Source organism: Nonomuraea africana (assembly GCF_014873535.1).
Taxonomy (GTDB): Bacteria; Actinomycetota; Actinomycetes; order Streptosporangiales; family Streptosporangiaceae; genus Nonomuraea; species Nonomuraea africana.
The window spans coordinates 6,917,029-6,931,405 of the sequence record NZ_JADBEF010000001.1 but is presented as its reverse complement, the minus strand read 5'-3'; the positions used below and the strand labels follow the sequence as shown (position 1 = coordinate 6,931,405).

General features: G+C 70.1%; 12 protein-coding genes. 6 read left to right on the top strand and 6 right to left on the bottom strand.

Going from position 1 to position 14,377, the window contains the following annotated elements; translation table 11 throughout:
* Positions 1–340: 340 nt before the first annotated feature.
* Both bldC and H4W81_RS32790 read right to left on the bottom strand, forming a co-directional pair.
* Positions 341–544 carry a developmental transcriptional regulator BldC gene (gene bldC, locus H4W81_RS32795; protein ID WP_013133571.1) on the bottom strand — a complete coding sequence of 68 codons (204 nt, stop codon included), beginning with the start codon at positions 542–544 and terminating at the stop codon, positions 341–343.
* A gap of 322 nt (positions 545–866) precedes the next feature.
* Positions 867–1,730 (bottom strand): DUF8083 family protein, encoded by an 864-nt coding sequence (locus H4W81_RS32790; protein ID WP_192778348.1) that lies wholly within the window; start codon positions 1,728–1,730, stop codon positions 867–869.
* Between the two features lie 160 nt (positions 1,731–1,890).
* On the opposite strand from H4W81_RS32790, the gene H4W81_RS32785 reads away from it, so the two are divergent.
* Complete coding sequence (locus H4W81_RS32785; RefSeq protein ID WP_192778347.1) at positions 1,891–2,970, top strand: Leu/Phe/Val dehydrogenase; 1,080 nt, start codon at positions 1,891–1,893, stop codon at positions 2,968–2,970.
* A gap of 149 nt (positions 2,971–3,119) precedes the next feature.
* On the top strand, positions 3,120–3,347 hold the full coding sequence (locus H4W81_RS32780; protein WP_183654366.1) for a DUF3073 domain-containing protein: 228 nt from the start codon (positions 3,120–3,122) through the stop codon (positions 3,345–3,347).
* A 556-nt stretch (positions 3,348–3,903) separates the two neighbouring features.
* On the opposite strand, the gene purM is transcribed toward H4W81_RS32780, so the two are convergent.
* Positions 3,904–4,929 carry a phosphoribosylformylglycinamidine cyclo-ligase gene (gene purM, locus H4W81_RS32775; protein WP_192778346.1) on the bottom strand — a complete coding sequence of 342 codons (1,026 nt, stop codon included), beginning with the start codon at positions 4,927–4,929 and terminating at the stop codon, positions 3,904–3,906.
* A complete protein-coding gene (gene purF / locus H4W81_RS32770; RefSeq protein WP_192778345.1) occupies positions 4,926–6,365 on the bottom strand; it encodes an amidophosphoribosyltransferase in 1,440 nt (479 codons plus the stop codon). Before purF ends, purM begins: the two co-directional genes overlap by 4 nt.
* A 304-nt stretch (positions 6,366–6,669) precedes the next feature.
* Between purF and H4W81_RS32765 the strand changes: the two genes are divergently transcribed.
* Positions 6,670–8,277, top strand: a complete 1,608-nt coding sequence (locus H4W81_RS32765; protein WP_192778344.1) for a hypothetical protein — start codon at positions 6,670–6,672, stop codon at positions 8,275–8,277.
* Here the strand turns inward: H4W81_RS32765 and H4W81_RS32760 are convergent.
* Positions 8,274–8,711, bottom strand: coding sequence for a sterol carrier family protein (locus tag H4W81_RS32760; protein WP_192778343.1), 438 nt, complete (start codon positions 8,709–8,711; stop codon positions 8,274–8,276). The two genes, H4W81_RS32765 and H4W81_RS32760, sit on opposite strands and share 4 nt — an antisense overlap.
* A 220-nt stretch (positions 8,712–8,931) precedes the next feature.
* Here H4W81_RS32760 and H4W81_RS32755 point away from each other — a divergent pair, with 220 nt between their 5' ends.
* The 3 genes from H4W81_RS32755 (at position 8,932) to H4W81_RS32745 (ending at position 13,741) form a co-directional block, all read left to right on the top strand.
* Complete coding sequence (locus H4W81_RS32755) at positions 8,932–10,881, top strand: PhoX family protein (RefSeq protein ID WP_318782112.1); 1,950 nt, start codon at positions 8,932–8,934, stop codon at positions 10,879–10,881.
* Between the two features lie 90 nt (positions 10,882–10,971).
* Positions 10,972–12,846, top strand: a complete 1,875-nt coding sequence (locus H4W81_RS32750) for an ABC transporter ATP-binding protein (RefSeq protein ID WP_192778341.1) — start codon at positions 10,972–10,974, stop codon at positions 12,844–12,846.
* Positions 12,847–12,994: 148 nt separating this feature from the next.
* Positions 12,995–13,741, top strand: coding sequence for a methylenetetrahydrofolate reductase (locus tag H4W81_RS32745; RefSeq protein WP_192778340.1), 747 nt, complete (start codon positions 12,995–12,997; stop codon positions 13,739–13,741).
* Positions 13,742–13,866: 125 nt separating this feature from the next.
* Here the strand turns inward: H4W81_RS32745 and H4W81_RS32740 are convergent, their stop codons facing one another.
* Entirely contained in the window at positions 13,867–14,331 is a 465-nt protein-coding gene (locus H4W81_RS32740) for a hypothetical protein (protein ID WP_192778339.1), read from the bottom strand.
* Positions 14,332–14,377 lie beyond the last annotated feature (46 nt).

Below are 14,377 nucleotides of genomic sequence, written 5' to 3'. Positions count from 1 at the left end.
CTGAGCGAAACCGGCGCCCTGGCGTCCATGGAGATCGAGCGGGCACGGCCCTTGGGGCGACCCGCAGGGAGCCAACCCTCGCCTCTGGGAGCCCGGCCCTCTGGTGATCGGCAGGGATGCGGGGGTCTCCGGCTCCGCGGGGGGAGCCTCGGCCCGGGGGACCGGCGGAGCCCGTCGGGGGTGGGGGTTTCAGGGGGTGGAAGGATGGCGCCGGGCGGGCGGCGCCAACTCCCGTATGCGTCCCCCGACGCGCGGGCGACATGACGTCGTCACTCGGGTGGACCGGGCTGAGGAACCAGGCCCACCGTGAACCCCCCTAAGGATCGTGACGACCCCTGACCTACTCCGAGCGCTGCTGCGGAATCCCCGCGAGCAGAGCACGAACCTCGGTCTCCCGGTAACGCCGGTGCCCCCCCAGGGTGCGAATCGACGTCAACTTACCCGCCTTGGCCCACCGCGTGACGGTCTTGGGGTCGACCCTGAACATGGTCGCGACCTCGGCGGGCGTGAGCAGTGGCTCGGCCTCGGGTGTACGAGCTGACATTTGTGCGGCCTCTCCTCCGTGTGGACCGGCTCAGCGATCCTGCGACTGCTTCTGCGCGTGTCACGGATGTCCCCCTACGGCCCAGTGCGTGCGGCTTTTCTGGACCATATGCGGCATCACCCGAAGTGACCATACCGCCACGCTGAGCGATTGGCGAGCCCTTCTTTGACCCAACTGCCCGCCCACATGGCGATGTCACGCTCGGTGATTCTAGCGACACGTTTCGTGGTATCGCAGTGAAAACGGCAAACTACTCAGTTCGCAGAAGCGAGGAGTCGCGACACGTGACCTACTCATGCAGGTCAGACCGTTTTTTTGGGGTTCAGTTGGCACTTTCCAGATGTTGCATTGACTTCCACCGCAAGATCACACGCTGATACATGGCAAAGGCAAGTTCTTCTTGACCTGTGTCCAGCCCCGTGAGAGCCGCCGAGAGCTCCGCCACCGACTGATCGGCCTGCAACGCCTCGTCGTCCATGAGGTGGACCAGGCCGCCGTAGTCGAGCTCCACCAGCGAGTGGGGGTGGAACTCCTCCAGCCAGCGGGCCACGTCCTCCACCTCCAGGCCGGTGGCGACCTCGCCCACGTGCTTGCGGATCACCTGCAGCGCCCGTGCCGAGCGCTTCCTGGCCTGCGCCATGGAGGTCACGTAGATGAGGTTGCGGCCCGTCGTGGTCGTGGTGTCCTGGCCGTTGGCCGCCTTGCCCAGCACCAGCCACCGCTCGTTGCCGTCGAACGGCACGAACCAGGCGGGCGGCACGTTCCACGTCGTGGTCCTGATGTGGGTGCGCAGCGCGGCCGAGCCGCCCTTCCGCTTGAACTTGTCGAAGTCGTCGGCGGTCTGCTCGGCGATGGCCTGGGGCACGAAGCTGTCCATAAGCTTCACAGGAGTACTGCCACGAAACTCTGAGAACGCCAGCCACGAGCGCAACCGGCTCTGCCATGGGCAGACGTAGAGCCTGTCCTCAACGCGCCGCAGATAGGCGTTGGGGCTCTCCTGGGCGGGTGCGGGATGCGGGGGCTTGGCGAGGAGCCTCCTGATGGACTCGCCGTGCTCGGCTTCGAGCGCGGTCGCCCTGCGCGGGCGGTCGCGCGAGTCGGCGTAGGCGGCCCAGATCGCGCGTTCCTGCTCGGGGAACGCGGTCAGCGGCTCGTAGACGCGGAGGTAAGCGGCGTAGGGCAGCACGCTGGCATCGTGTCACGAAGACACCCTGCTTGCACCGTTGTGGTGGCACTGGCCATCTCGTTTCAGGTGGAGGATGGGCGACGGCAGGCCCTACCGACCTCTAATCTGAGGAGTGATCTCCGCCGCGAAGGTGCGGTGGACCGGACAGGGAGTCACTACCGTGACCGACGTCTTCGGGCAGTCCCACAAGGACTCACATGAGCAGGTCGTCTTCTGCGCTGACCAGCAGAGCGGGCTGCGCGCCATCATCGCCATCTACAACACCGCACTCGGGCCCGCGCTCGGGGGCACCAGGTTCTACCCGTACGAGAGCGAGCAGGCGGCCCTGGCCGACGTGCTCAACCTCTCCAAGGGCATGGCCTACAAGAACGCGCTAGCGGGGCTCGACCTCGGCGGCGGCAAGGCCGTCATCATCGGCGACCCGTCCAAGGACAAGAACGAGGCGCTGCTGCGGGCCTACGGCCGCTTCGTCCAGTCGCTCGGCGGCCGCTACTACACCGCGTGCGACGTGGGCACCTTCAGCGAGGACATGGACCTCGTGGCCCGCGAGAGCCGCTTCGTGACCGGCAGGACCGTCGCCCACGGCGGCGCCGGCGACTCCTCCATCCTCACCGCCTTCGGCGTCTTCCAGGGCATGCGCGCCTCCGCCGCACACCTGTACGGCACCAGCTCGCTGCGCGGCAAGCGGGTCGGCGTCGAAGGGGTCGGCAAGGTGGGCCACCGCCTGGTCGACCACCTGATCGACGACGGAGCCGAGGTCGTCGTGTGCGACGTCAACCCCGCGGCGGTCGAGCGTGTACGGCAGCGCCACCCCTCGGTGGACGTCGTCGCCGACGCCAAGGCCATGACCGGGTCCGACATCGACGTCTACGCCCCCTGCGCCCTCGGCGGCGCGCTCGACGACGACACCGTCGCGCGGCTCCGCGCGAAGATCGTCTGTGGTGGCGCCAACAACCAGCTCGCCCACGTGGGAGTGGAGAAGCAGCTCGCCGACCGCGGCATCCTCTACGCGCCCGACTACGTGGTCAACTCCGGCGGGGTGATCCAGGTCGCCGACGAGATCGAGGGCTTCAACATGGACCGCGCGCGGGCCAAGGCGACCCAGATCTTCGACACCACGCTCAAGATCTTCGGCATCGCCACAGAAGAAGGTGTGCCTCCGGCGGTCGCAGCGGATAGGCTGGCAGAGCGCAGAATGTCGGAAGTTGGGCGAATTAGGGGTATCTGGCTGGGCGGCTGACGCCTCGCGCCCATACGACGTACCGAGCTGAGCGCAAAACAGGTACGGTAATAGGCGAACAAGAGACTGACGCCCAAAGTCATGGCGTCAGTGCGTGGTGCGTTAGCGACGAGGGGTCGGGGACGACCCCACACGAGGGGGTCGAGCCAATGGGGCGCGGCCGAGCAAAGGCCAAGCAGGTCAAGGTTGCTCGCCAGCTGAAGTACAACAGCGGTGGCACGGATCTTGAGCGTCTTCGCGACGAGCTCGGAGTCTCTGACTCCAACCACAGTGACGACGACGCCGACGACCTCAACGATGAGCTGGCGGATCGCTATGCCGATTACGCCGATGACTACGGCGACGATGACGACGACCGGCCGTCCGGGCGTCGATAGCTGATCTGTTGTCGGGGTGAGCCCCGCGGGTGAGTCACCCGTGGGGCACTTCCGCGTTTCCCGCCAGATCCCGACCGCTCCGGCGGGGTTACCCCGGATCCTCGACGAGCCTGCACACCCGTTGAACGTCCGGGGTCGGCTCCCTGGAGGTCCTCATCACCCGGAAGGCCCTTCAACGCCTCCCCTGGAGGCCCCTTCACCAAGCGGCCGCCGCACCAGACCAGCGAGGCGTGGAATCACGCCAGGGGTGCCGTCTCCTCGAAGGACCGTGAAACTAGCACCCGCGGGGCGCCGAGTGTTCGAAGGACCGTGGGTATGGTCTCCTCGGAGGCAGTGAGCTCACATCCGCGGGGTGCGGTCTCCTCGAAGGACCGGAGACTCACACCCCGGGGTGCGGTCGCGTCGAAGGACCGTCAGATCCACACCCGCGCCGCGTCCCCATGGGCGCGAGACTCTCACCCGCGGGGGCGGCCTTCTTGGAAGACAGACAGATGCGACTTCGCCAGGTCGGGCCCCCCGGGTGAGCGGTGCCCCGTTCGAACGACGGGCGCCCGATTCAGCGGTACCGCGCCTGGCCGGTGCCCGGGACGATCTCGCCCAGCACCCACGTCTCCAGCCCCCGCCCGGCCAGCAGCTTGATCGCCGCGTCGGCCACGTCGGCGGGCACGACTGCGGCCATGCCGACACCCAGGTTGAACGTGCGGTCCATCGCCTCCTGCTCGATGCCGCCGTGCCCCGCCAGCACCCCGAAGATGGCCGGCGGCGTCCACGAGGAACGGTCGAGCAGCGCGTCGAGGTGGGAGGGCAGCGAACGCGACAGGTTCGCCTCCAGCCCGCCGCCCGTGATGTGGGCGTACGCGTGGACCTCCAGCGTGCGGGCCAGCTCGAGGCAGTCGAGGGAGTAGATCCGCGTCGGCTCGAGCAGCTCCTCGCCGAGCGGCCGCCTGAGCTCGGGCAGGGTGGCGTCGAGGGAGAGGCCGGCCTCGCGCAGGACGTGCCGTACGAGCGAGTAGCCGTTGGAGTGGATGCCGGAGGAGGCGAGGCCCAGCACCACGTCGCCCTCGGCGACCCGGGAGGGGCCGAGCATGGCGGCGGCCTCGACGACGCCGGTGCCCGCGCCCGCCAGGTCGTACTCGTCGGCGCCCATCGCACCCGGGTGCTCGGCGGTCTCGCCGCCGACCAGGGCCGCGCCGGCCAGGCGGCAGCCCTCGGCCACGCCGCCGACGATCTCGGCGATGCGCTCGGGCACGACCTTGCCGCAGGCGATGTAGTCGGTCATGAACAGCGGCTCGGCGCCGCACACCACCAGGTCGTCGAGGACCATGCCGACCAGGTCGATGCCGATGGTGTCGTGCTTGCCGTACCGCTGGGCGATCATGACCTTGGTGCCGACGCCGTCGGTGGAGGTCGCCAGCAGCGGGCGCTGGTAGCGCAGCAGGGCGGAGGCGTCGAAGAGGCCGGCGAAGCCGCTGGCGTCGTCGACCACCTCGGGCCGCCGCGAGCGCGCGACCTTGTCCTTCATCAGCTCGACGGCACGCTCGCCCGCCTCGATGTCGACGCCCGCTGCCTCATAGGTAGTCACTTGGGAGAACTCTCCAGTACGTACTTGCCCACGTTGTCCTGGTCGATCGCGATGGGGTAGGAGCCGTCGAAGCACGCCCTGCACAGGCGCTCGGCCGGGATCGTGGTCGCCTTGGTGAGGCCCTCGAGCGAGATGTAGCCGAGCGAGTCGGCGCCGAGCGACTGGCGGATCTCCTCGACGCTGAGCGAGCCCGCGATGAGCTCGGCGCGGGTGGCGAAGTCGATGCCGTAGAAGCACGGCCACGCGACAGGGGGAGAGGAGATGCGCACGTGCACCTCGCTCGCGCCCGCCTCGCGCAGCATGCGGACGATCGCGCGCTGGGTGTTGCCGCGGACGATCGAGTCGTCCACGACGACCAGGCGCTTGCCCGCGACGACCTCCTTGAGCGGGTTGAGCTTCAGGCGGATGCCGAGCTGGCGGATGGTCTGCGAGGGCTGGATGAAGGTGCGGCCCACGTAGGAGTTCTTGACCAGGCCCTGGCCGTACGGGATGCCGGATTCCTCGGCGTAGCCGACGGCGGCGGGTGTGCCGGACTCGGGGGTCGGGATGACCAGGTCGGCCTCGACGGGGTGCTCGCGGGCCAGCACGCGGCCCACCTCGACCCTGGTCGTCTGGACGCCACGGCCCGCGATGGTGGTGTCGGGCCTGGCGAGGTAGACGTACTCGAACAGGCAGCCCTTCGGGTCGGCGAGGGCGAACCTGCGCGAGCGCACGCCGCCTTCGTCGATCGTCAGCAGCTCGCCGGGCTCGACCTCGCGCACGAAGGTGGCGCCCACGATGTCGAGGGCGGCGGTCTCCGAGGCGACGACCCAGCCGCGCTCGAGGCGGCCGAGCACCAGCGGGCGGATGCCCTGTGGGTCACGGGCGGCGTAGAGCGTCTTCTCGTCCATGAAGACCAGCGAGTAGGCGCCCTTCACCTGCGGCAGCAGCTCCGCCGCGGCGTCCTCGATGGAGCGCGTGCGGTCCTGGGCCAGCAGGCTGGTCAGCACCTCGGTGTCGGTGGTCGCCCTCGTGGCCCCCGGCGCCAGGCGCTCGGCCAGCTCGGGGGTGTTGATCAGGTTGCCGTTGTGGGCGAGCGCCAGGCCTCCCACCTCGGTCGAGCTCAGCGTGGGCTGTGCGTTCTCCCACACGCTCGAACCGGTCGTGGAGTAGCGGCAGTGGCCGATCGCGAGATGCCCGCGGAGCGTGCCGAGCACCGACTCGTCGAAGACCTGGGCCACCAGGCCCATGTCCTTGTAGACGAGGATGCGGCTGCCCTCGCTGACTGCGATGCCCGCGGACTCCTGGCCACGGTGTTGCAACGCGTACAGCCCGTAGTAGGTGAGTTTGGAGACTTCCTCGCCTGGCGCCCAGACCCCGAAGACGCCGCAGGCGTCCTTCGGTGCACGGTCGTTGGGGTCCAGGTCATGGCCGAGTCGGCCGTCGCCCTTCAGCACGTGCTTCAGTTTAGGTCGGCCGCTTATCTGCTCGCACACCCGGGGGCCAGATCACGCGATATGACTAGATCGTCCGGGGATGTGGCGATCTCGAATGAGCCTCGTCGAGGCTGTCCGATGCCTTCTGGACAAGGGGTTCGGTGGCCTCCGGCCCACTCTCACTGATTGCGGCGACACCTTGGGTGTTTTGTTGCACTGTGACCCAAGGATCGCCGGGGTTTTGCCGTGTCGGACCGTTTCGACGGGGTGGTCCAGGGGAGTGTGGTGGTTCCGGCATGCCGACACGTCGGGGGAGACGTAGACCGTGACCACACCTGGTGACCCGAACCAGCCCAGGGCCGGGCAGGATCCGCGGGGCGGCGAGCCCTCGCCCGATCCGAACGAGCCCAGAACCGAGCACACCTCGTCCGAGCCGGAGGCCGCGCCCTGGCCCGACGAGGCGGAGACCTCCCCCGGGGGGGAGCCGATCGCTCCCGAGCCGCCGGGGCATCCGGAACCTCCGGGGTCTCCGGAACCGCCCTTCACGCCCGAGCCGCCGATCACGCCCGAGCCCCCCGTCGTTCCCGAGCCGCCCACGGGGCCTGAGCCGCCGACGGGACCCGAGCCGCCCAGCGGCCCGGAACCGCCCGGCGGGCCCGAGCCCTCGTGGGTTCCCGAACCCGGCCGCCCTGAGCCGTCGATCGTGCCCGAGCCCGACCACCCCGACCTGCCGTCCGCGCCCGAGGTTCCGCCGCCGAGCCAGGGTGAGGACCAGTGGAGCGCGAGGGAGTGGCAGAGCGCCACCGACGAGACCCAGGAGACCGCCTTCCCGCCCAGGGACGGCGGCACCGTCGAGGTCGATCCTCAGGGCCTCCACGCCGCCCGGCAGCCGCCCTCCCCAGGAGGGACGCGCGCCTTCGAGGCTCCTGGGGAGCAGCGCCCAGAGAGCGGTCAGGAGGAGAGCGGCGAGGACGTCGAGAGCACGCAGGTCTTCAGCCAGTGGCGCCGCCCCGACGCCGGCGAGCAGCCGTCCTACACCGTGCCAGGCTCGACGCCCTCCTACCCCGGCTGGACGGCGGAGGAGGAGCGCGGTGATGACACGCCGACGATTCCGCCCACCCCTTCCCGGTACGAGCCGCCCGACCCCTCGGTCCCCGGCGTCTCACCCTCCAGCCCGTACGGCGGGGCCCCGGGCGGCGGCTCCACCCCGTACGGCGGTGAGCAGGGCGGCGGCGCCTATGGCGGCGCGCAGTCGGACAGCGCCTACGGCGGACCCCAGGCGGGCGGGCCGTACGGCGGTTCCCAGCCAGGCGGCAGCCCGTACGGCGGCCCACCGATTGGTCCGTACGGCGGCCCACCGAGTGGTCCGCAGGGTGGTGGTCCACAGGGTGGTGCGCCGAGCGGTCCGCAAGGCGGTCCGCAGGGCGGCCCCTACGGCGGCCCGAGCGGCGAGCTGCGCGCAGGGGAGCACGGCGGAGCCTATGCCGCCGCGGGCGGGCCAGGCGGGCAGCCGAGCCACGACGTCCCCTCGCCCTACGGGCCGCCCGCGGGCGGAGCCGTCTACACGCCGCCACCCGGCGGCCCCCAGCCGTACCCGGGCGGCGCCGAGTGGCGGCCGGCCCAGGCCGGCAGCGGGCTGGCGACCGCCTCGCTGGTGCTCGGCATCGCGAGCCTGTTCCTGCTGTTCGTGTGCTTCACCGGCGTGCTCACCGCGATCGTCGGCCTGGTGCTCGGCCTGGTCGCCGTCTCCAAGGGCGCCAGCAAGGGCCGGGCATGGACCGGCGTCGCGCTCAGCGCGCTCACGCTGATCCTGGCCGTCGGCGCGGCCATCTGGATCTCCAACTACTTCGCGGAGTGCTCGGGCCTGCCGCCCAGGCTGAGCGAGCAATGCGTGGAGAGCAAGATCCCGTGGATGAACGCGACGCCCAACTAGACGGGCAGATGACCTGACAGGTCGGCACGGGCGCCGCTCGCGTGGACGGAGCCTTTCGCCATGGCCTCCGACCACGTCAGCCGTCCCACGGCCAGCTCCAGCCAGGTGCGGGGATCGGTCTCGATGACGTTCGGCGGGGTCCCCCGCGTGTGCCTGGGCCCCTCGACGCACTGCACGGCGGCGTACGGCGGCACGCGCACCTCGACCGTGCGCCCGGGCGCCTTCTCGGCTAGCGCCTCCAGCAGATGCCGTACGGCGAAGCGCCCCGCCTCCCGCTCGGGCTTCAGCCCGCGGTCGTAGGCGGTCAGCACGGCGGCGACACACGCCCCGGCCAGCGCGGACGCGGGGCCGTCGAACGGCGGCTGGTCCAGCGCGACCAGCTGGGCGTCGAGAGCCGATCTGAGCTTGTCCTGGTCCAGTCTGCGTGGCGGCATCCCCCTATTGTCCTCCCGGCAAGGGTTCATCGGACGGGTGGTCTTCGTTCACCTCCGGTTCCGGCGACCGCCGTAACGTCCCGGCGGAACTATCGCGTATGAATCTGGAGGACCTGTGTCGAATCCGCGCAGGCTGCTGCCGTTGCTCTCGACTCCGCACAAGAGTGGTCGAAGCGCTCTTACCTGCCAATTCCGCTGCGGCAACGCGTGTGCGCACGACGTGGCGAACACCAGTGACAACACCTACTTCGGCGACGTCGTCGCGCAGGCGATGTCGCGTCGCGGCATGCTGCGCGCCGGTGCGCTCGGCGCGCTCGTCGTGGGCACGGGCGTGGCCGGGGCCGTACCGGCCTTCGCCGACCCGGGCGCCGAGTCCCTCGGAGAGCACGGCGGCCACGGGTACGGCCGCAGTGGTCTGGCCTTCAAGTCCGTGGCACCGAACACCAGTGACGCGCTGACGATCCCCGAGGGCTACTCCTCCTCCGTCGTGGTGGGCTGGGGCGACCCCGTGCTGCCCGACGCGCCCGCCTTCGACTTCGACAAGCAGACGGCGGAGGCGCAGAGCAAGCAGTTCGGCTACAACTGCGACTACGTGACCCTCTTCCCCATGGGCCGCGACCGCGCCCTGCTGTGGGTGAACCACGAGTACTCCGACGAGAACCTCATGTTCCGCGGCTACTCGGGTGGCGCGACCGCCACGGAGGAGCAGATCAGGATCGGTCTAGCCGCGCACGGCGGCTCGGTGGTCGAGATCGAGCGGGTCAAGGGCAGCGGCGAGTGGAAGCTCGTCACCAGCGGACGCCGCCGCTACAACCGGCGCATCACGGCGCAGACGCCGATGCGCTTCAGCGGTCCGGCGACGGGCAGCGACCTGCTCAAGACGGCCGCCGACGCCAAGGGCGAGAACCCGATCGGCATGCTCAACAACTGCGGAGGCGGCGCCACCCCGTGGGGGACCGTGCTGACCGCCGAGGAGAACTTCGACCAGTACTTCGTCAACGGCGACAAGACCAACCCGAACGTCGTCAGGTACACCCTCCCCACCGGCGTCTCCGCCGGCAGCCGCCGCTTCGACCGCGTCGAGGAGCGCTTCGACCTGGCCAAGCACCCGAACGAGGCCAACCGCTTCGGCTGGATCGTGGAGATCGACCCGTTCGACCCCGACTCCACCCCGATCAAGCGCACCGCGCTCGGCCGCTTCAAGCACGAGGCCGCCACCACCACGCTGACCAGGGACGGCCGTCTGGCGGTCTACATGGGCGACGACTCGCGCTTCGAGTACGTCTACAAGTTCGTCTCCGACAAGCGCTACATCCCCGGACACGACCGGCACAACCACACGCTCCTGGACGAGGGCACCCTCTACGTCGCCAAGTTCACCGGCGACAGCCCCGCGGCGGAGATCGACGGCTCCGGCAAGCTGCCCTCGGACCAGGCCTTCGACGGTTCCGGCGAGTGGATCCCGCTGGTGAACGGCTCGAAGAGCTTCGTGGACGGCATGAGCGCCGCCGAAGTGCTGGTGTTCACCCGCGTCGCGGCCGACAAGGTCGGCGCGACCAAGATGGACAGGCCCGAGGACATCGAGCGCAACCCCGTCACCAAGGGCGTCTACGTCGCGCTCACCAACAACTCCAACCGGACCGCGGCCCAGGTGGACGAGGCCAACCCGCGGCCCTCGAACAAGCACGGTCACGTCCTGGAGATCATCGAGCGCCGTGACGACGCGGCCGCGACGACCTTCGCCTGGTCGATCCCGCTGGTCTGCGGCGACCCGAACGACCCCGCGACGTACTTCGCCGGGTTCGACAAGACCAAGGTGTCGCCGATCTCGTGCCCCGACAACCTGGCCTTCGACCGCGACGGCAACCTGTGGATCTCCACGGACGGCAACGCGCTCAAGACCAACGACGGCCTGTTCGTCATGCCGGTACGGGGCAGGGAGCGTGGCTACGTCCGCCAGTTCCTCACCGTGCCCGTCGGCGCGGAGACCTGCGGCCCGATGGTGACCGAGGACCAGCGCAGCGTCTTCGTCGCCGTGCAGCACCCGGGTGAGGTCGACGGCGCCTCGCCCGAGACCCCCGCCAGCCACTGGCCCGACGGCGGCTCCTCGCAGCCCAGGCCCTCGGTGGCGGTGGCCTGGCACACGCGCGGCAAGAAGATCGGCTCCTAGACCTTCCTCCCCAACCCCGGCCCGTGACCTGTCGTCGGTCACGGGCCGCCGCTTGACCTGAAGTTGACTTGAGCTTTTATGGTCATCCCCATGGACATGGAAGTCACCGCCTGGAACCAGCTCTACGGTGCGATGAACGCCAGGCAGGAGCGTCGCCCCTTCTCGGCGGCCACTCTCAGGCGGATCACCGCCTTCGCCCGCCCGCACCGGGGCAGGCTGATCAGGTTTCTCGCCCTGAGCCTCGTGATGGCGGCGCTGGCCGTGGCGGCTCCCGTCCTGGCGGGCCGGGTCGTGGACGCGATCGTCAAGGCCCAGCCCTTCGACGTGGTGCTCGGCCTGGCCGGACTGATCGCGGGGCTCGCGCTGGCCGAGGCGGGACTCGGCCTGCTCACCCGCTACCTGTCGTCCAGCATCGGCGAGGGCCTCATCCTCGACCTGCGCACGGCCGTCTTCGACCACGTGCAGCGGATGCCGATCGCCTTCTTCACCCGCACCCGGACCGGCGCCCTGGTCTCCCGCCTGAACAACGACGTCATCGGCGCCCAGCGGGCCTTCACCGACGTCGTCTCGAGCGTCGCGGGCAACCTCGTCACGCTCGTGCTGACCCTCATCGTGATGATCGGCATCTCATGGCAGATCACCCTGCTCGCGCTGCTCCTGCTGCCGGTCTTCGTGCTCCCCGCCCGGCGCATGGGCAGTCGCATCGCCAGGCTGCGGCGTGAGGCGGCCGACCACAACGCCGCCATGGGCACCCAGATGACCGAGCGCTTCTCCGCCCCTGGAGCGACGCTGGTCAAGCTGTTCGGCCGTCCCGCGCACGAGTCCGCCGAGTTCGCCACCAGGGCTCGCCGGGTCCGCGACATCGGCGTCCGCACCGCCGTGACCCAGTCGCTGTTCGTCACCGCGCTGACCCTGGTCTCGGCCCTCGCCCTCGCCCTGGTGTACGGCCTGGGCGGCTTCTACGCCCTGCGCGGCGAGCTCGACCCGGGCTCGGTCGTCGCGCTGGCCCTGCTGCTGACCCGCCTGTACTCCCCGCTGACGGCCCTGGCCAGCGCCAGGGTGGACGTGATGAGCGCGCTGGTCAGCTTCGAGCGGGTCTTCGAGGTGCTCGACCTCAAGCCGCTCATCCAGGAGAAGCCCGACGCCCGGACCCTGCCGGACGAGCCCACGAGCGTGGAGTTCGACCAGGTGCGCTTCGCCTACCCGTCGGCCGACAAGGTGTCGCTCGCCTCGCTGGAGGAGGTCGCCACGCTCGACTCCCGTGGCGGCGTCGAGGTGCTGAAGGGCATCTCCTTCCGCGCCGAGCCCGGCCAGATGATCGCCCTCGTCGGCTCCTCGGGGGCGGGCAAGTCCACGATCGCCCAGCTGCTGCCGCGCCTCTACGACGTGGACGAGGGAGCCGTACGGCTGGGCGGGGTGGACGTCAGGGACCTGACCGCCGGCTCCATCAGGGAGACGCTCGGCATGGTCACCCAGGACGGTCACCTCTTCCACGACTCGATCAGGGCCAACCTGCTGCTGGCCCGTCCCGAGGCCACGGAGGAGGAGATCTGGGACGCGCTGCGCAGGGCCCGCCTCGCCGCGCTCATCGAGTCACTGCCGGACGGGCTGGACACGGTCGTCGGCGAGCGCGGCTACCGGCTGTCGGGCGGCGAGCGCCAGCGGCTCACCATCGCGCGCCTGCTGCTGGCCAGGCCCAGAGTGGTCATCCTCGACGAGGCGACCGCGCACCTCGACTCCACCTCGGAGGCGGCCGTGCAGGAGGCGCTCGGCGAGGCCCTGGACGGCAGGACCGCGATCGTGATCGCGCACCGGCTCTCCACCATCCGCGCGGCCGACCTCATCCTGGTCGTCGAGGACGGCCGTGTGGTGGAGCAGGGCACACACGCCACCCTGCTCGCCGAGGGCGGACGGTACGCCGAGCTGCACAGCACTCAGTTCGACGCCCCGGCCATCGCGGCCTGAGCCGTACGGCGCAGCGAGAAGACGCACCTGGTGGCCATGGCCGGGCCCATGGTCGAGGGCGGCAGCGAGGAGTTCTACGACAGCTTCGGCGTCGATCTCGTCCTCGGCGGGATCACCTCGCTCGCCGTCCGTCGATAAGGTGCCCTCTATGACGTTCCAGGTGGTCTGTGAGATCGAACCGCCCACCAAGCCCGACCTGACACACGTCCGGCACCAGATCGGCACCCTGGGGAAACTCGCCCACTCCTTCCTCATCCCCGACAACCACATCGGCCGAGCGACCGTCTCCAGCGTCGCCGTCGCGCACGAGGTCCAGGCGATGGGCGGGCGCAGCATCGCCTGCCTCAACTCCCGTGACCGCAACCTGCTGGGCCTGCGCCGCGACCTGCTGACCGCCGCCGCCTACGGCGTCGACCAGTTCCTCTTCGTGTACGGCGACAAGCCGACGGTCGGCAACAGGACCAGCGACCTGACCGTGCGCTCGATGATCGACGTGGCGCGCGAGTTCTCCCCGTCGTTCCGGGTGGGCGCGGCGGCGGGGCTGCGGCCGCTTCCCGCGTGGAAGCGGGCGGCCGACTTCCTCTTCGTCCAGGTGAGCTTCTCCCTGGACGCGCTGCTGCGGTGGCGCGAGGAGAATCCGGTGGACGTGCCGGTGTACGCGGGTGTGATGGTCCTGGCCAGCCAGCCGCACGCCCATCGCCTGGCCGCCGCCATCCCGGACATCGACATCCCGTCGGAACTGGTGGAACGGCTCGGCGGGGACCGGATGGCGGGGGTGGAGGCGGCTTGCGAGCAGGTGCTCCGGATCCGCGACTCGGGCGCTTTCGACGGGGTGCACCTGATCCCGGTGGCCAGGTACCGCGACGTCGAATCCCGCCTGCACAACAGCCTTTAGCGGAATCCCACGCGGCAAGGTCCTCTGGGCTCGCGCGAAAAGGGCCTCTCGGTTCGCGCTTCGTGCTGGCGCCCTTCGGGCGGGTGGGGCCGGGCGTTCCTTCCAGTCGGGCCTGCGCCCGACCCCTATGTGGCCCTCGCTCCGCTCGGCCGTCCTCCTGGAGGCGGGACCTTCGGCCCCGCGAACCCGTCGTTTCGCCCCGGCGACTGCTTGAAACCGAGCGCCTTGGGACAGGGAGCTGCGGCCGGACACCGAAGGGGCCCAGAAATGTCATTCGAGCTCGGGCGGAGCAGGAAGGCGATGCCCTCGTTCTCGGGGGCCGACACCTCCAGTCGGGTGTCGGCCAGGACCTCCGCGATCAGGTCGACGTCGACCTCCCCGCTGCCCGTCTGGAACACCGCCAGAGAACCCGCCCGAGGATCGTCGGTGAGGAAGGTGGTGAACACCTGGTCGGCGCGTACTGGCAAGCCGACCTGGGACAGGATCCGCGTGTCCTCGTTCGAGAGACCCTTCTCGCGGGCCTGCTCGACGTCCATCAGTAGCAGGCCCTCGTCGCCGAATGCTTGGACCATCTCTTCGCGCGTAACCACGATTCAGCACCTTGTCGTAGCGGACGGCCCCGCGGCACCCGACGCC